Origin of the sequence: Citrobacter sp. Cc139 (assembly GCF_030334645.1) — a bacterium.
In the GTDB taxonomy this organism is placed as follows: Bacteria; Pseudomonadota; Gammaproteobacteria; order Enterobacterales; family Enterobacteriaceae; genus Citrobacter; species Citrobacter werkmanii.
In genome coordinates, this window is sequence record NZ_JAOWDM010000082.1 from 1 (window position 1) to 17,818 (window position 17,818).

General features: G+C 52.0%; 19 protein-coding genes and 1 other annotated feature. Of the genes, 14 read left to right on the top strand and 5 right to left on the bottom strand.

All coding sequences use genetic code 11. The features are described from left to right. A partial coding sequence (locus OGV69_RS12190) for a hypothetical protein (RefSeq protein ID WP_286469242.1) occupies positions 1–761 on the bottom strand: 761 nt, incomplete at its 3' end. 457 nt (positions 762–1,218) lie between these two features. Here OGV69_RS12190 and thrS point away from each other — a divergent pair. The 14 genes from thrS to selO all read left to right on the top strand — a co-directional run bounded on the left by thrS (position 1,219) and on the right by selO (position 14,198). Continuing rightward, on the top strand, positions 1,219–3,147 hold the full coding sequence (thrS, locus tag OGV69_RS12195; protein WP_032939806.1) for a threonine--tRNA ligase: 1,929 nt from the start codon (positions 1,219–1,221) through the stop codon (positions 3,145–3,147). A gap of 3 nt (positions 3,148–3,150) precedes the next feature. After that, positions 3,151–3,693, top strand: a complete 543-nt coding sequence (gene infC / locus OGV69_RS12200; RefSeq protein WP_048997935.1) for a translation initiation factor IF-3 — start codon at positions 3,151–3,153, stop codon at positions 3,691–3,693. Between the two features lie 96 nt (positions 3,694–3,789). Further along, positions 3,790–3,987: a 50S ribosomal protein L35 gene (gene rpmI / locus OGV69_RS12205; protein WP_003030583.1), complete on the top strand. Its 198-nt coding sequence runs from the start codon at positions 3,790–3,792 to the stop codon at positions 3,985–3,987. 54 nt (positions 3,988–4,041) lie between these two features. After that, the gene (gene rplT / locus OGV69_RS12210) at positions 4,042–4,398 is read left to right on the top strand and encodes a 50S ribosomal protein L20 (RefSeq protein WP_003030578.1); all 357 of its coding nucleotides are present in this window, start codon (positions 4,042–4,044) and stop codon (positions 4,396–4,398) included. Positions 4,399–4,517: 119 nt separating this feature from the next. Next, positions 4,518–4,642: a sequence feature (Phe leader region), on the top strand. Further along, a complete protein-coding gene (gene pheM / locus OGV69_RS12215; protein WP_001386830.1) occupies positions 4,523–4,567 on the top strand; it encodes a pheST operon leader peptide PheM in 45 nt (14 codons plus the stop codon). It overlaps the preceding feature by 45 nt. Positions 4,643–4,807: 165 nt before the next feature. Beyond that, positions 4,808–5,791, top strand: a complete 984-nt coding sequence (gene pheS / locus OGV69_RS12220; RefSeq protein WP_003832580.1) for a phenylalanine--tRNA ligase subunit alpha — start codon at positions 4,808–4,810, stop codon at positions 5,789–5,791. Positions 5,792–5,806: 15 nt separating this feature from the next. Further along, positions 5,807–8,194: a phenylalanine--tRNA ligase subunit beta gene (pheT, locus tag OGV69_RS12225; protein ID WP_069324266.1), complete on the top strand. Its 2,388-nt coding sequence runs from the start codon at positions 5,807–5,809 to the stop codon at positions 8,192–8,194. Between the two features lie 4 nt (positions 8,195–8,198). Next, positions 8,199–8,498 (top strand): integration host factor subunit alpha, encoded by a 300-nt coding sequence (ihfA, locus tag OGV69_RS12230; RefSeq protein ID WP_003030571.1) that lies wholly within the window; start codon positions 8,199–8,201, stop codon positions 8,496–8,498. 280 nt (positions 8,499–8,778) lie between these two features. Beyond that, the gene (gene btuC / locus OGV69_RS12235; protein ID WP_042308812.1) at positions 8,779–9,759 is read left to right on the top strand and encodes a vitamin B12 ABC transporter permease BtuC; all 981 of its coding nucleotides are present in this window, start codon (positions 8,779–8,781) and stop codon (positions 9,757–9,759) included. A 60-nt stretch (positions 9,760–9,819) separates the two neighbouring features. Next, positions 9,820–10,371 (top strand): glutathione peroxidase, encoded by a 552-nt coding sequence (locus OGV69_RS12240; RefSeq protein ID WP_038640185.1) that lies wholly within the window; start codon positions 9,820–9,822, stop codon positions 10,369–10,371. Further along, positions 10,371–11,120 carry a vitamin B12 ABC transporter ATP-binding protein BtuD gene (btuD, locus tag OGV69_RS12245; protein ID WP_069324265.1) on the top strand — a complete coding sequence of 250 codons (750 nt, stop codon included), beginning with the start codon at positions 10,371–10,373 and terminating at the stop codon, positions 11,118–11,120. The genes OGV69_RS12240 and btuD overlap by 1 nt, the downstream gene beginning before the upstream one ends. A 77-nt stretch (positions 11,121–11,197) precedes the next feature. Further along, positions 11,198–11,662 carry an NlpC/P60 family protein gene (locus OGV69_RS12250; RefSeq protein ID WP_038640189.1) on the top strand — a complete coding sequence of 155 codons (465 nt, stop codon included), beginning with the start codon at positions 11,198–11,200 and terminating at the stop codon, positions 11,660–11,662. Positions 11,663–11,980: 318 nt separating this feature from the next. Further along, complete coding sequence (locus tag OGV69_RS12255) at positions 11,981–12,694, top strand: EAL domain-containing protein (protein ID WP_069324264.1); 714 nt, start codon at positions 11,981–11,983, stop codon at positions 12,692–12,694. Between the two features lie 61 nt (positions 12,695–12,755). Next, on the top strand, positions 12,756–14,198 hold the full coding sequence (gene selO / locus OGV69_RS12260) for a protein adenylyltransferase SelO (protein WP_069324263.1): 1,443 nt from the start codon (positions 12,756–12,758) through the stop codon (positions 14,196–14,198). On the opposite strand, the gene OGV69_RS12265 is transcribed toward selO, so the two are convergent. The 4 genes from OGV69_RS12265 to OGV69_RS12280 are packed head-to-tail and all read right to left on the bottom strand — an operon-like array spanning position 14,195 to position 17,808. Continuing rightward, a complete protein-coding gene (locus tag OGV69_RS12265) occupies positions 14,195–14,974 on the bottom strand; it encodes a heme ABC transporter ATP-binding protein (protein WP_069324262.1) in 780 nt (259 codons plus the stop codon). The two genes, selO and OGV69_RS12265, sit on opposite strands and share 4 nt — an antisense overlap. Further along, the gene (locus OGV69_RS12270) at positions 14,967–15,959 is read right to left on the bottom strand and encodes a FecCD family ABC transporter permease (protein ID WP_038640199.1); all 993 of its coding nucleotides are present in this window, start codon (positions 15,957–15,959) and stop codon (positions 14,967–14,969) included. The genes OGV69_RS12265 and OGV69_RS12270 overlap by 8 nt, the downstream gene beginning before the upstream one ends. Then, positions 15,959–16,780, bottom strand: coding sequence for a heme/hemin ABC transporter substrate-binding protein (locus tag OGV69_RS12275; protein WP_038640201.1), 822 nt, complete (start codon positions 16,778–16,780; stop codon positions 15,959–15,961). Before OGV69_RS12275 ends, OGV69_RS12270 begins: the two co-directional genes overlap by 1 nt. Beyond that, complete coding sequence (locus tag OGV69_RS12280; protein WP_069324261.1) at positions 16,777–17,808, bottom strand: hemin-degrading factor; 1,032 nt, start codon at positions 17,806–17,808, stop codon at positions 16,777–16,779. Before OGV69_RS12280 ends, OGV69_RS12275 begins: the two co-directional genes overlap by 4 nt. Positions 17,809–17,818: the final 10 nt, after the last annotated feature.

Below are 17,818 nucleotides of genomic sequence, written 5' to 3' on the forward strand. Positions count from 1 at the left end.
CCACTATCATTTGGTCCGCTGGAGGTATCTTTCCATTCTGGAGAGTCGCCTGATTCATAACGAATTGAACTGTTGGCATACAGTTGGGAAAGTGCTGTTTGTAGTCCGTAGTAAGTGTGTATCCTCACCTTTTCAAGAGGAGTCATTTTGATATGCACATCTGCACGTCCTTCATTGAAGGTCATTTTTACTTTCTGTTGAATAATCTCCCTACCGGAGCCATCTTTCTTTTTGGTGTTAAATCCCTGGATGTTAGATGTGGTTTCAATCACTAAATCATTTGTATATCCCTTAAAGGTATCTTTGACCATCTTCCCGTCAACCCATACCTGAAGAGAAACATGCCTGGCTGTAGGTGATCCGCTCTGGTCCCGGTTAAATCCATGCCAGCCACCTGTGAACGCAGCTATTGGGTCATCACCATCTTCATTATTTTCTGCGCTGACCATAATTGGTCCAATGATGTCAGTGTCGAATGTTTGAACCGCAGTTAACCCATCCAGTATGCCGCTTGGAAAAGTTGCATCCTTCCCAGAATCAATCCTGTAAAGCCTTGAAAATGAGAAAAGTTTATTGAGGCCAACTCTCTCAAGCTCAATTACCCTATCTTCTTCAGGTGAATATTTATACTGAATTTTAATATCTGCGTTCTGGACATCAACACTCACAAACTGCTTCTGTTTCCCACCCTCAGCAAATGCCTCTCCTGCCCATACACAGGATATGCTGAGTAAAAAAACAACTGACATGAACAATTTCATGTTAACTCACCATTTAGTGATTTGAATGCTATGGTATTTTCAAGTCAATTCTGCGTTATTTTTCTTCTATCAACAAGCTTGAAGTGAACCGAAGGTGCGGAGATGTGAGACAAAAGTGGGACACACAAAGCTTTGCATCGGTTTGCAAGGCTTTGTGCTGCTTTCCTATGATACTTTCTCATCAAGCCAGTCAGCCAACCACTGCACCATTTCCGGGTAATAGGTGAGGGTGATCATTATCTTAATCAATTCACCCTTTTCTGACATGGTCTCGGCGTGTACACTGACAACTCGGTATCAGGTAGTTAATGCGGGTACATTTTGGATTATGTACACCACAATGTACACACTTAGCAGAGTGAAGCTCAGAAACGCATTTAACTAGATGATATTTTTAAATAATTTGATTTTGTATGTGCTCTTACGTGTGGGGCACCACTGCAAATAAGGATATAACATGCCTGTTATTACTCTTCCTGATGGCAGCCAACGCCATTACGACCACGCTGTAAGCCCCATGGATGTTGCGCTGGACATCGGTCCAGGTCTGGCGAAAGCCACGATTGCTGGCCGTGTTAACGGTGAGCTGGTAGATGCTTCCGATCTGATTGAACATGATGCGAAGCTCTCCATCATCACCGCGAAGGATGAAGAAGGTCTGGAGATCATTCGTCACTCCTGTGCGCACCTGTTAGGGCACGCGATCAAACAACTCTGGCCGCACACCAAAATGGCGATCGGACCGGTTGTTGACAACGGTTTTTACTACGATATCGATCTTGACCGTACGTTAACCCAGGAAGACGTCGACGCGCTCGAGAAGCGGATGCACGAGCTCGCTGAGAAAAACTACGATGTCATTAAGAAGAAAGTCAGCTGGTACGAAGCGCGTGAAACCTTCGTGAAGCGTGGCGAGACCTATAAAGTCTCTATTCTTGATGAAAACATTGCCCATGATGACAAGCCTGGCTTGTACCATCATGAAGAATATGTCGATATGTGCCGTGGCCCGCACGTGCCGAACATGCGTTTCTGCCATCACTTCAAACTGATGAAGACCGCTGGGGCATACTGGCGTGGCGACAGCAATAATAAGATGCTGCAGCGTATTTATGGTACTGCATGGGCAGATAAAAAAGCCCTCAACGCCTACCTGCAACGTCTGGAAGAAGCCGCCAAACGCGATCACCGTAAAATCGGTAAACAGCTTGACCTGTACCATATGCAGGAAGAAGCGCCGGGTATGGTGTTCTGGCACAATGATGGCTGGACTATCTTCCGTGAACTGGAAGTCTTCGTTCGTTCGAAACTGAAAGAATATCAGTATCAGGAAGTTAAAGGTCCGTTCATGATGGACCGCGTGCTGTGGGAAAAAACAGGTCACTGGGATAACTACAAAGATGCGATGTTCACGACGTCTTCAGAGAACCGTGAATACTGCATTAAGCCCATGAACTGCCCGGGCCACGTACAGATCTTTAATCAGGGTCTGAAATCTTATCGCGATCTGCCGCTGCGTATGGCTGAGTTTGGTAGCTGCCACCGTAACGAGCCGTCAGGCGCGCTGCACGGTCTGATGCGCGTTCGTGGCTTCACTCAGGATGATGCGCATATCTTCTGTACTGAAGAACAGATCCGTGATGAAGTTAACGCTTGTATTCGTATGGTCTACGATATGTACAGCACCTTTGGCTTCGAGAAGATCGTCGTCAAACTGTCCACTCGCCCCGAAAAACGTATCGGTAGCGATGAAATGTGGGACCGTGCTGAAGCTGACCTGGCCGTTGCGTTGGAAGAAAACAACATCCCGTTTGAGTTCCAACTGGGTGAGGGCGCATTCTACGGTCCGAAAATTGAATTTACCCTGTATGACTGCCTCGATCGTGCATGGCAGTGCGGTACTGTACAGCTGGACTTCTCTCTGCCGTCCCGTTTAAGCGCCTCTTATGTTGGCGAAAACAACGAGCGTCAGGTGCCGGTTATGATTCATCGCGCAATTCTTGGGTCGATGGAACGTTTCATCGGTATTCTGACCGAAGAGTTTGCTGGCTTCTTCCCGACCTGGCTTGCGCCGGTTCAGGTTGTGGTCATGAACATTACCGATTCTCAGTCTGAATACGTTAACGAATTAACGCAGAAACTACAAAATGCGGGCATTCGTGTAAAAGCAGACTTGAGAAATGAGAAGATTGGCTTTAAAATCCGCGAGCACACTTTACGTCGTGTCCCTTACATGTTGGTCTGTGGCGACAAAGAGGTTGAAGCAGGCAAAGTTGCCGTGCGCACCCGTCGTGGCAAAGACTTGGGCAGCCTGGACGTAAATGAAGTGATTGAGAAGCTGCAACAAGAGATTCGCAGCCGCAGTCTTCAACAACTGGAGGAATAAGGTATTAAAGGCGGAAAACGAGTTCAAACGGCACGTCCGAATCGTATTAATGGCGAGATTCGCGCCCTGGAAGTTCGCTTAACAGGTCTGGAAGGCGAAGCTTTGGGTATTGTGAGTCTGAGAGAAGCAATCGAAAAAGCTGAAGAAGCTGGAGTAGATTTAGTTGAAATCAGCCCTAACGCCGAACCGCCAGTTTGTCGTATTATGGACTACGGCAAGTTCCTTTATGAAAAGAGTAAGTCTTCTAAGGAACAGAAGAAAAAGCAAAAAGTTATCCAGGTTAAGGAAATTAAATTCCGTCCTGGCACCGACGATGGCGATTACCAGGTAAAACTCCGCAGCCTGGTACGCTTTCTGGAAGATGGCGATAAGGCTAAGATCACGCTGCGTTTTCGCGGCCGTGAGATGGCCCACCAACAGATCGGTATGGAAGTGCTCAACCGCGTCCGTGACGATCTGAGTGAACTGGCAGTAGTCGAATCCTTCCCTACGAAGATCGAAGGCCGTCAGATGATCATGGTGCTCGCTCCTAAGAAGAAACAGTAAGGCCTTCAAGTAGCAATGTCTGTGGAGCCTGCGGGTTCCACAGCCGTTGTTCGCCTACGTTTCGTTTATTAACAATGCGAAGTGGAAGTTATTAAAATGCCAAAAATTAAGACCGTACGCGGTGCTGCTAAGCGCTTCAAAAAAACCGGTGGTGGTGGATTTAAGCGTAAGCACGCAAACCTGCGTCATATTCTGACCAAAAAATCTACTAAGCGTAAACGTCACCTGCGTCCAAAAGGCCTGGTTTCTAAAGGCGATCTGGGTCTGGTTATCGCGTGCCTGCCGTACGCATAAGCCGTTAACGTTTAATTAATTTTTTACTAAGAATATAGATACAGGAGAGCACATATGGCTCGCGTAAAACGTGGTGTAGTTGCCCGTGCACGTCACAAGAAAATTTTGAAACAAGCTAAAGGCTACTACGGTGCGCGTTCTCGCGTATACCGCGTTGCCTTCCAGGCTGTTATCAAAGCTGGTCAGTACGCTTATCGTGACCGTCGTCAGAAAAAGCGTCAGTTCCGTCAACTGTGGATTGCGCGTATCAACGCAGCAGCACGTCAGAACGGTATTTCTTACAGCAAATTCATCAACGGCCTGAAAAAAGCCTCTGTTGAAATCGACCGTAAGATCCTGGCTGACATCGCAGTATTCGACAAAGTAGCGTTCACCGCTCTGGTCGAAAAAGCGAAAGCAGCTCTGGCATAAGCCGGTGAAAAGAGGGAGCCTGGCTCCCTCTCTTTTATTGTAGCGCAATCAATTAGTTGACATTTTACCCGTAAGCCTTTTCAATAAAGGTTGTCCGGTTTTTACCACATAAGGTAATGCAAGCATGAATGCTGCTATTTTCCGCTTCTTCTTTTACTTTAGCACCTGAATCCAGGAGGCTTGCGCGTGAAAGAAGAAACGGAAAACAGCGCCTAAAAGCCTCCCTGGTGGAGGCTTTTTTTATACGCGTCATCCTTCAAGTTGTCTCTGTGTTGGCTGCATTCGCTCACCCCAGTCACGTACTGATGTACGCTCCTGAGGATTTGCTCTTTTGCCGCCTTGATACAACTTGAATGATTTTGCGTATAGACGAGCGACTAGTGAATATCGCCACATAACGAGGAAAACCATGTCACATCTCGCAGAGCTGGTTGCCAGTGCAACGGCCGCCATTAACCAGGCTTCAGATGTTGCCGCGTTAGACAATGTCCGCGTCGAATATTTGGGCAAGAAAGGGCACTTGACCCTTCAAATGACAACCCTGCGCGAGCTGCCGCCAGAAGAGCGTCCGGCAGCAGGTGCGGTGATAAACGAAGCCAAAGAGCAGGTACAGCAAGCGCTGAACGCACGTAAAGCCGAATTAGAAAGTGCTGCGCTGAATGCCCGTCTGGCTGAAGAAACGATCGATATCTCTCTGCCGGGACGTCGTATCGAAAATGGCGGTCTGCATCCGGTAACACGTACTATCGATCGTATTGAAAGCTTCTTCGGTGAGCTGGGCTTTACCGTGGCGACCGGTCCGGAAATCGAAGATGACTATCATAACTTCGACGCACTGAATATTCCTGGCCATCACCCGGCGCGTGCTGACCACGACACTTTCTGGTTTGACGCGACCCGTCTGCTGCGTACGCAGACTTCCGGCGTGCAGATCCGCACCATGAAAGAAAAACAGCCGCCGATCCGTATCATCGCCCCTGGGCGCGTATACCGTAACGATTACGATCAGACGCACACCCCAATGTTCCATCAGATGGAAGGGCTGATTGTTGATACCAACATCAACTTCACCAATCTGAAAGGTACGCTGCACGATTTCCTGCGCAACTTCTTTGAAGAAGACCTGCAGGTTCGCTTCCGTCCTTCTTACTTCCCATTCACCGAACCTTCTGCGGAAGTTGATGTGATGGGCAAAAACGGCAAATGGCTGGAAGTGCTGGGCTGCGGGATGGTTCACCCGAACGTGCTGCGCAACGTGGGTATCGATCCGGAAATCTACTCCGGCTTTGCATTCGGTATGGGTATGGAGCGTCTGACCATGCTGCGTTATGGCGTGACCGATCTGCGTTCTTTCTTCGAAAACGATCTGCGTTTCCTCAAACAGTTTAAATAAAGGCAGGATAAAACAATGAAATTCAGTGAACTGTGGTTACGCGAATGGGTAAACCCGGCGATTGATAGCGATGCGCTGTCAAACCAAATCACGATGGCGGGTCTGGAAGTTGACGGTGTGGAACCTGTTTCGGGCGCGTTCAACGGCGTTGTGGTGGGTGAAGTGGTTGAGTGCGCTCAGCACCCGAACGCTGACAAACTGCGCGTCACCAAAGTGAATGTAGGCGGTGACCGCCTGTTGGATATCGTCTGTGGCGCGCCGAACTGCCGTCAGGGCCTGAAAGTGGCGGTGGCAACCGTGGGCGCCGTACTGCCAGGCGACTTTAAAATTAAAGCAGCGAAACTGCGCGGTGAACCGTCTGAAGGCATGCTGTGCTCGTTCTCCGAGCTGGGTATTTCCGACGACCATAGCGGCATTATCGAACTGCCCGCCGATGCGCCAATTGGCACCGATATCCGCGAATACCTGAAGCTTGACGACAACACTATCGAAATCAGCGTTACGCCGAACCGCGCCGACTGCCTGGGTATCATCGGCGTGGCACGTGATGTTGCCGTACTGAACCAGGCTCCGCTAGTTGAACCTGAAATGGCGCCAGTAGCCGCAACCATTAGCGATGTCCTGCCGATTCAGGTCGACGCGGTGGAAGCCTGCCCACGCTATCTGGGGCGCGTGGTGAAAGGCATCAACGTTAAAGCGCCAACCCCGCTGTGGATGAAAGAAAAACTGCGTCGCTGTGGCATCCGCTCTATCGATGCCGTGGTTGACGTGACGAACTATGTGCTGCTCGAACTGGGTCAGCCGATGCACGCGTTCGACAAAGACCGCATTGAAGGCGGGATTGTTGTCCGGATGGCAAAAGAGGGGGAAACCCTGGTTCTGCTGGACGGCAGCGAAGCTAAACTGCATGCGGATACGCTGGTGATTGCCGACCATAACAAAGCGCTGGCCATGGGCGGCATCTTTGGTGGTGAACATTCCGGCGTGAATGATGAAACGCAAAACGTCCTGCTGGAATGCGCGTTCTTCAGTCCGCTGTCTATTACCGGTCGCGCACGTCGTCATGGCCTGCACACCGATGCTTCTCACCGCTATGAGCGTGGTGTCGATCCTGCGCTGCAGTACAAAGCGATGGAGCGTGCTACCCGTTTGCTGATTGATATCTGCGGCGGTGAAGCCGGTCCAATTATTGATGTAACCAACGAAGCGACGCTGCCAAAACGCGCGACCATTACGCTTCGCCGCAGCAAACTGGATCGTCTGATCGGACACCATATTGCTGATGACCAGGTGAGTGATATTCTGCGTCGTCTGGGTTGTGACGTCACGGAAGGTCAGGATGAGTGGAAAGCGGTAGCGCCGAGCTGGCGTTTCGATATGGAAATCGAAGAAGACCTGGTCGAAGAAGTTGCCCGCGTTTACGGTTATGACAATATCCCGAATACGCCAATTCAGGCAGGTCTGATCATGGGTACGCATCGTGAAGCGGATTTATCGCTGAAACGTGTAAAAACCATGCTGAATGACAAAGGCTACCAGGAAGTTATCACCTACAGCTTTGTCGACCCGAAAATTCAGGCATTGCTGCATCCGGGTGAAGAATCGCTGCTGCTGCCAAGCCCAATTTCTGTTGATATGTCGGCAATGCGCTTGTCGCTGTGGACCGGTTTGCTGTCAACGGTGGTGTATAACCAGAACCGTCAGCAGAACCGTGTGCGTATTTTTGAAACGGGTTTACGTTTCGTACCGGATACGCAGGCCAACCTCGGGATCCGTCAGGATCTGATGCTGGCAAGCGTGATCTGCGGTAATCGTCATGATGAACACTGGAATCTGGCAAAAGAGACCGTTGATTTCTATGATTTGAAAGGCGATCTGGAAGCGGTTCTCGACTTGACCGGCAAACTGGCGGACATTCAGTTCAAGGCTGAAGCGAATCCAGCACTGCATCCGGGTCAGTCTGCGGCGATTTATCTGAAAGGTGAACGTATTGGTTTCATTGGGGTTGTTCATCCTGAGCTGGAACGTAAACTGGATCTGAACGGTCGCACTCTGGTGTTTGAACTGGAGTGGAACAAGCTCGCAGACCGCGTGGTGCCTCAGGCGCGTGAAGTTTCTCGCTTCCCAGCGAACCGTCGCGACATCGCAGTCGTTGTGGCAGAAAACGTTCCCGCTGCGGATATTTTATCCGAGTGTAAGAAAGTTGGCGTAAATCAGGTAGTTGGCGTAAACTTATTTGACGTGTACCGCGGTAAGGGTGTTGCGGAGGGCTATAAGAGCCTCGCTATCAGCCTGATCCTTCAGGATACCAGCCGTACACTTGAAGAAGAGGAGATTGCCGCTACCGTCGCCAAATGTGTAGAGGCATTAAAAGAGCGATTCCAGGCATCATTGAGGGATTGAACCTATGGCGCTTACAAAAGCTGAAATGTCAGAATATCTGTTTGATAAGCTTGGGCTTAGCAAGCGGGATGCCAAAGAACTGGTCGAGCTGTTTTTCGAAGAGATTCGTCGTGCTCTGGAAAATGGTGAGCAGGTAAAACTCTCTGGTTTTGGTAACTTCGATCTGCGTGATAAGAATCAACGTCCGGGACGTAACCCGAAAACGGGCGAAGATATTCCCATTACAGCACGGCGCGTGGTGACCTTCAGACCCGGACAGAAGTTAAAAAGTCGGGTTGAAAACGCAACGCCCAAAGAAGAGTGATTTAACGATTCGTTAAACCACTTGCGTTGCCATCAAAGCGGCAGCGTAAAGCATGACGTATATATACCCTAAATAATTCGAGTTGCAGGAAGGCGGCGACGCAGCGAATCTCCAGGAGCGTACATAAGTACGTGACTGGGGTGAGCGAGTAAAGCCAACGCACATGCAGCTTGAAGTATGACGGGTATAACTAAAAAGGCCGCTCTGCGGCCTTTTTCCTTTTCACTACCGAAACAGCACCGTAGAATCACCCCCATCTCTTTTCAGCAGAATGGAAAACATGCTGACTTTCGCCCATCAACAGCAGCGACGAAACGTGCGCTGGATACTGTCTCTGTCAGTGCTGATGTTACTGGCAACGATTTTAAGCTTGTGCGCAGGAGAACAGTGGATCGCTCCCGGCGACTGGTTCAGCGCCCGCGGCGATCTGTTCGTCTGGCAAATCCGCTTTCCTCGTACCCTCGCCGTTTTGCTGGTAGGCGCTGCGTTGGCTTTATCCGGTGCGGTAATGCAGGCCCTCTTTGAAAATCCACTCGCGGAACCGGGTCTACTGGGCGTGTCTAACGGCGCAGGTGTAGGACTCATTGCTGCGGTGCTGCTCGGCCAGGGGCAGCTTCCCGGCTGGGCGTTGGGCTTATGTGCCATCGCCGGGGCGCTGATTATTACTCTCATTCTGTTACGCTTTGCCCGTCGTCATTTGTCTACCAGTCGCTTGCTGCTGGCGGGAGTGGCGCTGGGCATTATCTGTAGCGCGTTGATGACGTGGGCCATCTATTTTTCCACCTCTTTTGACTTACGACAACTGATGTACTGGATGATGGGGGGCTTTGGCGGCGTCGACTGGCATCAGGCCTGGCTGATGGTGGCGTTGATCCCCGTACTGATATGGATCTGCTGTCAGTCTCAGCCGATGAATATGCTGGCGCTGGGGGAAACTTCTGCGCGCCAACTGGGGTTACCATTATGGTTCTGGCGCAATCTGCTGGTGGTCGCCACAGGATGGATGGTCGGCGTAAGCGTGGCTCTGGCGGGTGCGATTGGTTTTATTGGATTGGTTATCCCCCACATTTTGCGGTTGTGTGGTTTAACCGATCACCGTGTTCTCCTGCCTGGCTGCGCGTTGGCTGGCGCAATCGCATTATTGTTTGCTGATGTTGTCGCGCGTTTGGTGTTGGCTTCGGCTGAACTGCCCATCGGCGTGGTGACGGCTACCATGGGAGCGCCGGTATTTATCTGGCTATTGTTGAAAGCCGCGCGCTAGAAAGCGTTGGTTCGGTCTATGATTAAAAACTGAAAATCAACCTGTTGTTCTGGAGATGCTATGCAAGACACTATCCTCAATACCGAAGTGACGACCATTGACGGCGAGGCGACTACGCTGCAACCGTATTCCGGCAATGTACTGTTAATCGTCAACGTTGCTTCAAAATGTGGACTGACGCCGCAATACGAACAACTGGAGAACCTGCAGAAAGCCTGGCATCAACAGGGCTTCAATGTGCTTGGTTTTCCCTGCAATCAGTTTCTGGGCCAGGAACCGGGCAGCGAAGATGAAATAAAAACGTACTGCAGTATGACCTGGGGCGTTACCTTCCCGATGTTCAGCAAGATTGACGTCAACGGCGAGGGGCGTCATCCGCTGTATCAGAAGCTGATTGATGCCGCGCCAACGGCTGTGGCGCCAGCAGACAGTGGATTCTATGAACGTATGGCCAGTAAAGGCCGGGCGCCGCTCTACCCGGACGATATCCTGTGGAACTTTGAGAAGTTTTTAGTGGGACGGGATGGGCAAGTACTGCAACGATTCTCTCCGGATATGACGCCTGAGGATCCGATGCTGGTGCAAAGCATCAAGAAGGCGCTGGCAAACTAATGTCTCGATTGATGCAGCTACAGGATGTAGCGGAATCGACCCGGCTCGGCCCGCTTTCTGGTGAAATAAAAGCAGGGGAAATCCTGCATTTGGTGGGGCCTAACGGTGCGGGGAAAAGTACGCTGTTGGCGCGTATGGCGGGTTTGACGACCGGGGAGGGCAGCATCACCTTCGGCGACATGCCGCTTGAAGAGTGGCCGGCAGCAAAGCTGGCGCAATATCGTGCTTATCTTGCGCAACAGCAAAACCCGCCTTTTGCCATGCCGGTCTGGCATTTTCTGATGCTGCATCAACCCGACAAAGCGCGTGCCGATCTGTTACAGGAGGTCGCCGATGCGCTTGGTCTGGGGGATAAGCTGGGGCGTGGCGTTAATCAACTCTCCGGCGGTGAGTGGCAGCGTGTGCGCCTGGCGGCCGTTATTTTGCAAATTTGCCCGCAAGCTAATCCATTCGGTCAGCTTTTACTGTTGGATGAGCCGATGAACAGCCTGGACGTCGCGCAACAAAACGCCCTGGACAGGTTGTTGGGCCAGCTGTGTTTGCAGGGAATAGCGATTGTGATGAGCAGCCATGACCTCAATCATACCTTGCGCCATGCGCATAAGGCCTGGTTGCTCAAACGTGGGAAGCTGCTTGCCAGTGGCTCACGTGATTCGGTCCTGACACCAGCTAATCTGTCTGCGGCTTACGGCGTGAACTTCCGTCGTTTGGATATCGAAGGCCACAGAATGCTCATATCAACCACTTAAGTTAAATGGGTTCTTGAAAATCCTGTAATTTCCACGCTAAATTGGCATAAAAATAAAATCCAGAGGATTCGTCCTGAATGCGCTTTTGGCTCCTTTTCATCACAGCATTGTTTTTGGCGGGCTGCAGCAGCCATCGTGCTCCTGCGCCAAATGCCCATTTGTCGGATTCTATCGCCGTTATCGCCGGTCTTAATGACCAGCTACAAACCTGGCATGGCACACCTTATCGTTATGGTGGTATGAGCCGTAGCGGGGTGGATTGCTCAGGGTTTGTTTTGATGACGATGCGGGATAAATTCGATCTACAGCTCCCGCGCGACACGCGCATGCAATCAAAGATTGGTACCGAAATCGATAAAGATGATTTGCTGCCAGGCGATCTGGTTTTCTTTAAAACCGGATCCGGAGAAAGTGGTCTGCATGTCGGCATTTACGACACCAATAATCAATTTATTCATGCCTCAACCAGCCGCGGAGTGATGCGCTCGTCACTGGATAATGTCTACTGGCGTAAAAACTTCTGGCAGGCTCGACGTATTTAATCCTCACAACTGACGAGGCTGCCAACGACTGTGCAGCCTCGTCATTTTCATTTGAATGCTAACTGTTATTACTGCTTCCAGCCGATCAATAACCCTGTGTGTTAAGAGTGTATCTTGCTAAAAATATGATTTATGCCGGGATATTAAAAAGTGCAAAGCTGGATATTCGCTTATAATCACGATAAGCTAAAAAAAAGGATTCGATTTACTGGCTATAAAGGGACAAATGAAAGAGCCTCTACTTGCATCAGCAGTAACGTATTTCTCCATCCTTTGCTACAGGATGCCGGATAACACCTATGCAGAGGGGCTGGTACGATGATTGTTTCACTGGATAATCTTTATCAATCGGAGTTGTCTTTTCTTCCTGCGAGAAGTGAAAAAGGCGATCTTGAATTCGTAGATATCATCACCAGTTTTGCCAGCCTGCAGGGGGATGTGCGCATACCAACCGAGCTGGTCTTACCTCGGATGTCGGACGATGAACAATGTCGTTTATTTGCAGAGAAACTAGAATTAATCGAAACGTGCCAACATTTTTTTATTCAGCGAAAAGTCTCAGTCTGGATTAATTTAACCCCGGCAGTTGCTCATACTTTATTATCAGACGCTGAATATGCTTCACAAATTGAACGATTTTCATTTCTGGAACTGGCTATTAATGAAAGCTATCCAGAGTTAAACAAGGGTAAAGACAATCCAACGCTGGCTGCACTTGCGGCAAGATTTCCATTAATTCTGCAAAATTATGGCGCTGGCGGCATATCAACGCGGGCAATTTTTGATGGCCTGTTCAAACGTGTGGTGTTGGATAAAAACTTTGTTCAACAAAGGATTGCACATATTTCATTTGAACCATTTATGCGCGCTATCCAGGCGCAAATATCACCCTGCTGTGAGTCAATCATCATTAGCGGTATTGATACGCAAGAAATGTTGGCACGAGTACTTCCCCTCGGTTTCAGCGCCATGCAGGGAGGACTGTGGCCTGCGGTACCGCCCTCGCAGATAATTTCGTTATCGAGGATATAACCCTTTTATTTGCTGGTGTTTAACAGGCTATTAACAGTCTACACTAGAGACAGGAGGCCCTATGACCCTGTCTTTTACCACCCGCTGGCGTGATGAATTACCAGCAACCTATACAGCACTCTCGCCTACGCCCCTGAAAAACGCGCATCTTATCTGGCATAACGATGCCCTGGCTGAGCAATTGGCTATTCCTGCGGCGCTGTTTACTACCCCAGAGGGTTCAGGCGTTTGGGGAGGCGAATCCTTGCTTCCCGGGATGTCGCCTTTAGCGCAAGTTTATAGCGGACATCAGTTCGGCGTTTGGGCCGGTCAGCTTGGTGACGGACGTGGGATCCTGCTGGGCGAACAACAGCTTGCTGATGGCTCGACGCTTGACTGGCACCTGAAGGGTGCCGGACTGACGCCTTATTCCCGCATGGGGGATGGGCGCGCCGTGCTGCGTTCAACCATTCGCGAAAGCCTGGCCAGCGAGGCGATGCACTGTCTGGGAATACCCACCACGCGGGCATTGTCGATTGTCACCAGCGACACGCCGGTATATCGCGAAACGGTAGAGCATGGGGCGATGCTCATTCGCGTGGCGCAAAGCCATATGCGCTTTGGCCATTTTGAACACTTTTACTATCGTCGCGAGCCGGAGAAAGTCCGTCAACTTGCAGACTTCGCGATTCGTCATTACTGGCCGCATTGGCAGGAAGAAGCCGATAAATATCAGCTGTGGTTTAGCGATATTGTCATGCGTACCGCAAGCTTAATCGCCGACTGGCAGGCGGTAGGGTTTGCGCATGGCGTTATGAATACGGACAACATGTCTATTCTGGGGCTGACGATGGATTACGGTCCGTATGGTTTTCTTGATGACTACGTGCCGGATTTTATCTGTAACCACTCCGATCATCAGGGACGATACAGTTTCGATAATCAACCTGCAGCCGCGCTGTGGAACCTGCAACGTCTGGCACAAACCCTGTCGCCATTTATCCCGGTCGAGGCGCTCAATGATGCGCTGGACAATTACCAACTGGCGCTGTTAACGCGTTACGGTCAACGGATGCGGCAAAAGCTCGGCTTCTTTAGCGAGCAGAAAAACGATAACGAGCTGCTGAGTGAACTGTTTAGCCTGATGGCGCGAGAAAGAAGCGACTATACGCGAACGTTTCGCATGCTCAGTCTGACGGAACAACACAGTGCGCTATCTCCGCTACGCGATGAGTTTGTGGATCGTGCGGCGTTTGACGACTGGTTCACACGGTATCGCTCGCGCCTGGAACAGGACAGCGTTGCTGACGATGTCAGACAAACGCAGATGAAGGCGGCAAACCCGGCGATGGTTTTACGCAACTGGCTGGCGCAACGGGCGATTAGTCAGGCGGAGCAGGGAGATTACGCCGAGCTACATCGGCTGCACCAGGCGTTGCGTACCCCGTTTGTCGATCGCGATGATGACTATGTCAGTCGGCCGCCTGACTGGGGCAAACGGCTGGAAGTGAGCTGTTCAAGCTAAGGCGCCAGAAACACCTGGGGGGACACGTTGGCCGGATGATGGCCAACGTGAACCTCAGCACCGTACCAGCGCATCAGATCATCGGCCCGTAACACGGTCTCCGGCGTCCCTTGCGACGCCAGCCTGCCATTATGCAGTAATACTATTCTGTCAGCCCATAAAGCAGCCAGATTCAAATCGTGAAGCACAATACACACATGCAGCTCTCCTGAAGCGACAAGCGTTTTCAGTAACCGCAGCAGATGTTGCTGGTGGTAAAGATCCAGCGCCGAGGTGGGTTCATCAAGAAATAACCAGCCGCGAGGCGCTCCGTCGCACCAGAGTTGTGCCAGGGCGCGGGCTAACTGCACGCGCTGTTGCTCGCCGCCGGAAAGCGTGGCGTATTGCCGACCTGCCAACGGCGCGCATCCGGTCATCTCCATCACCTGCGCGATAAGGCGAGGTTCCGAACGCTGGGTCCAGGGCGCACGGCCCATCGCGATAACGGCCTCTACCGGCCAGTCAAATCCCAGTTGCGTTTGCTGACGCATCACCGCCCGATGGCGCGACAGCGTCTGCGTATGCCACTCATCCAGCGCTTTGCCCGCCAGCATGCAGCGCCCGGCAACCGGTTTGAGAAAACCGGTCAACAGGCGCAGCAGGGTAGATTTCCCCGCACCGTTTGGGCCGATGAGCGCCACCAGTTCACCTTTTGCGAGGGCAAGCGATACATCAGCAATCACCGACCTGCCCGCCACGCGATAGTGAAGTCCTTCAGCAACGAAATGTTCAGCCATGCGATCCTCGCTGACGAAAAATAAGCCATAAAAACCACGGGGCGCCGAGCAGACTGGTTAAAAGACCGACCGGCATTTCCGCTGGCGCAACTGAAGTGCGGGCCAGCGTGTCGGCAATCAGTAATAAAAACGCGCCCGCCAGCACGGAACCGGGGATAACGGCCCGATGGTCTGCGCCGAGCCACATACGTATTAAATGCGGGATAACCAGCCCGATAAAGCCAATTACGCCGCTTACTGCCACCGCTGCGGCTACCAGCAAGGCGCTGCAAAGCAGCAAAATACGTTGGATTGTACGCACATTCACGCCAAGATAATGCGCCTCTTCCTCGCCCAGTTGCAGCAGGTTCAGGGCTGAAGCCAGACGCCAGACGATCAGCACCGTCGGGATAGCCAGCGAGGTAACTGCCAGCAGCGTGGACCATTGCGCAGCGCCCAGACTTCCCATCCCCCACAGCGACAGCTGGCGCAGTTGCGCATCATTACTGACCCACGACAGAACGCCAACAGCCGCCCCGCAGAGCGCGTTGATCGCAATACCGACCAGCAGCAGCCGCGAGAGTGAACCGTCGCGCTGTTGGCTGAGGATAAAAATCACCACGGTTGCCGCCAGTGCACCGACAAATGCAGCCAACATTGGCGCATACAGCATCAGTAGCGCGGGCAAAGAGACAGGCAGTACCACCCACAGGGCGACGGCGCAGGCCGCACCGCTGCTAATTCCGAGTAATCCCGGGTCGGCAAGTGGGTTGCGAAACAGTCCCTGCATCACACAACCGGATAGCGCCAGAGAACCGCCAATCACCAGCGCCAGCAGAACACGGGGCAGGCGAATAGTGAGCCAGATTTGACGCAGAGTTTCATTGTCATCACGCCAGAGCAGACTTACCGGCAGGCGCAACGCGCCAAAACCGGTAGCCAAAATTGTCATTACGACCAGCATTAGCGCCATGACCCACAAAGAACAAGTGATTCGTCGGGACATCAGGGCAATTGCTCTGCTTTCGCGCGTAGTTGCAAAATGGCCTGCGGCGTGCGGATACTGAAGCCAAGCAGAGCCATATCATCAACCTGCAATACCTGTTTATTCCGTCCCGCAGGTGTTTGCGCCAGCCCTGGCAGCGCCCACAGGCTCGCCTCGCCACCCATTGCCTTAACACCTTCCCGGGAAATCACAACCAGGTCCGGCTGGCTGGCAATCACACCTTCTTGTGAAAGAGGTTGATAACGGTTAACCCCCTGCATCGCGTTGCGCAAACCGGCGGCGCGAATAGCGGCATCGGCTCCGGTTTGCTGGCCTGCAGCCATGGCGGTCATCCCACCATGATTAAGAATAAACAGGACGCGTTTGTTAAGTTCAGATGACGGGAGCGCCGCCAGCTCCTGACGTAAGGTTGCACGCAACGTTTCGCCGTCGGCCTCCCGGTGAGTCGCCTCGGCAATGACGCGAATTTTTCCATCAATCGCGTTAAGGTCGTTGTTTGCCGGGATCGTAACAACCCTGACGTTGCTCTGCTCGACCTGTTTTAGCGCCAGAGAAGGCTGCGCCTGCGCACTGGCAAGGACCAGCGTCGGACGGGTGGCAAGGATCCCTTCGGCGTTAAGCTGGCGTAAATAGCCGACGTCAGCCAGGGCGTTTGCGGCTTCAGGCCACTGGCTGGTACTGTCTCGCGCCACAAGCGTTGACTGGGCCCCCAGCGCGTACACAATTTCGGTGACGTCGCCCCCCAGAGTAACGACTCTTTCCTCGGGGACCGCCAGTGCAGTAACGGGCAGCAGCGCAATCAGGAGCAGCAGTTTGTTCATGCGGCCAGCCCTTTCGGCGTCAGTGCGTCAATTTGCGCGCGCCATTGCGTTTGCTCCGGTTCGCCTTCCGTACGTTGACCATACAGTTGGGCAATCTGTGTGCCATCGGCCGCAAACAGTTCCAGACTGGTAACGTGTCCATCGGCGGTTGGTTTGCGCGTTACCCATGTTTCAGCCACGCTTTCTTCCAGCAGATGTAATGTAAATGCTGGGGTGAATATATTCAGCCAGCCTTTCATCGGCACCAGTTTTTCTATCACGCCGGTAAAAATTTGTACGCAGCCGCGATTACCCACAAACACCATAATTTCATTGCCATCCTGACGCGCGGTATTGAGTAACTGCGCCAGTGCGCCATTGGTCACTTTACAGGCCAGGTCATCGCCCACCAGATTAAACGCCTGTTGGCGAGTGAGATCGTGGCGTTTCAGCAGACCGAAGAACTGGTGGACATCGGTCATGGCTCGCCACTCTTGATCCACTGTCTGTGCATCAACGGTGACGGTAGCAGGAGCAGGGTTTTTAGCGGATTGCAGCGCCAGTGGCGGGTTTTCAGTGAAGATGAAACGGCTCAGTAACGCTGCCCATTCTTCAACGAGGGTATTTTGTGTGGCATAGACCTTCAGTAATGCATCACCCTGATGGTCGAAAAACTGAATGCTCTGACGCTCGCCGTGAGCGGTTGTTTCTCTGATATGAAAGGCGCTTGCCCATTGATTCAGGAACAGACGCAGATCGAGGGCGCGTGGATTGAGTACCAGCCCGGCATGCCCGCTCAGGTGCTGGTTGGTAAATGCGCCGACCTGCTCATGCACCGCATATTCGTTGCGGCAAATACATTTGGTTTCGCCTACGGCTTCCAGCGCGCCGAGGATTTCGCGGACTTCGCCACGTAAGCGCCAGGCGTCATGACCGACGCGCGCGAAGGTCAGTTCTGCCTCGCTGATGTGCATCATAGCCGCGATGTCACGTGCGTATTTGCCAGGGTTTTCTTTTTTCAGTTCCAGCCAGCGTGTGTGGTGATTCATTGTCTCTTCC

What these genes read in the sequence shown, in the direction of transcription:
- rplT (WP_003030578.1), top strand. Translation starts at nt 4,042, where the DNA reads ATGGCTCGCGTAAAACGTGGTGTAGTTGCCCGTGCACGTCACAAGAAA.
- OGV69_RS12240 (WP_038640185.1), top strand. Translation starts at nt 9,820, where the DNA reads ATGCAAGACACTATCCTCAATACCGAAGTGACGACCATTGACGGCGAG.
- OGV69_RS12280 (WP_069324261.1), bottom strand. Translation starts at nt 17,808, where the DNA reads ATGAATCACCACACACGCTGGCTGGAACTGAAAAAAGAAAACCCTGGC.
- pheS (WP_003832580.1), top strand. Translation starts at nt 4,808, where the DNA reads ATGTCACATCTCGCAGAGCTGGTTGCCAGTGCAACGGCCGCCATTAAC.
- btuD (WP_069324265.1), top strand. Translation starts at nt 10,371, where the DNA reads ATGTCTCGATTGATGCAGCTACAGGATGTAGCGGAATCGACCCGGCTC.
- OGV69_RS12270 (WP_038640199.1), bottom strand. Translation starts at nt 15,959, where the DNA reads ATGTCCCGACGAATCACTTGTTCTTTGTGGGTCATGGCGCTAATGCTG.
- ihfA (WP_003030571.1), top strand. Translation starts at nt 8,199, where the DNA reads ATGGCGCTTACAAAAGCTGAAATGTCAGAATATCTGTTTGATAAGCTT.
- btuC (WP_042308812.1), top strand. Translation starts at nt 8,779, where the DNA reads ATGCTGACTTTCGCCCATCAACAGCAGCGACGAAACGTGCGCTGGATA.
- OGV69_RS12265 (WP_069324262.1), bottom strand. Translation starts at nt 14,974, where the DNA reads ATGGCTGAACATTTCGTTGCTGAAGGACTTCACTATCGCGTGGCGGGC.
- thrS (WP_032939806.1), top strand. Translation starts at nt 1,219, where the DNA reads ATGCCTGTTATTACTCTTCCTGATGGCAGCCAACGCCATTACGACCAC.
- selO (WP_069324263.1), top strand. Translation starts at nt 12,756, where the DNA reads ATGACCCTGTCTTTTACCACCCGCTGGCGTGATGAATTACCAGCAACC.
- OGV69_RS12255 (WP_069324264.1), top strand. Translation starts at nt 11,981, where the DNA reads ATGATTGTTTCACTGGATAATCTTTATCAATCGGAGTTGTCTTTTCTT.
- pheT (WP_069324266.1), top strand. Translation starts at nt 5,807, where the DNA reads ATGAAATTCAGTGAACTGTGGTTACGCGAATGGGTAAACCCGGCGATT.
- OGV69_RS12250 (WP_038640189.1), top strand. Translation starts at nt 11,198, where the DNA reads ATGCGCTTTTGGCTCCTTTTCATCACAGCATTGTTTTTGGCGGGCTGC.
- rpmI (WP_003030583.1), top strand. Translation starts at nt 3,790, where the DNA reads ATGCCAAAAATTAAGACCGTACGCGGTGCTGCTAAGCGCTTCAAAAAA.
- OGV69_RS12275 (WP_038640201.1), bottom strand. Translation starts at nt 16,780, where the DNA reads ATGAACAAACTGCTGCTCCTGATTGCGCTGCTGCCCGTTACTGCACTG.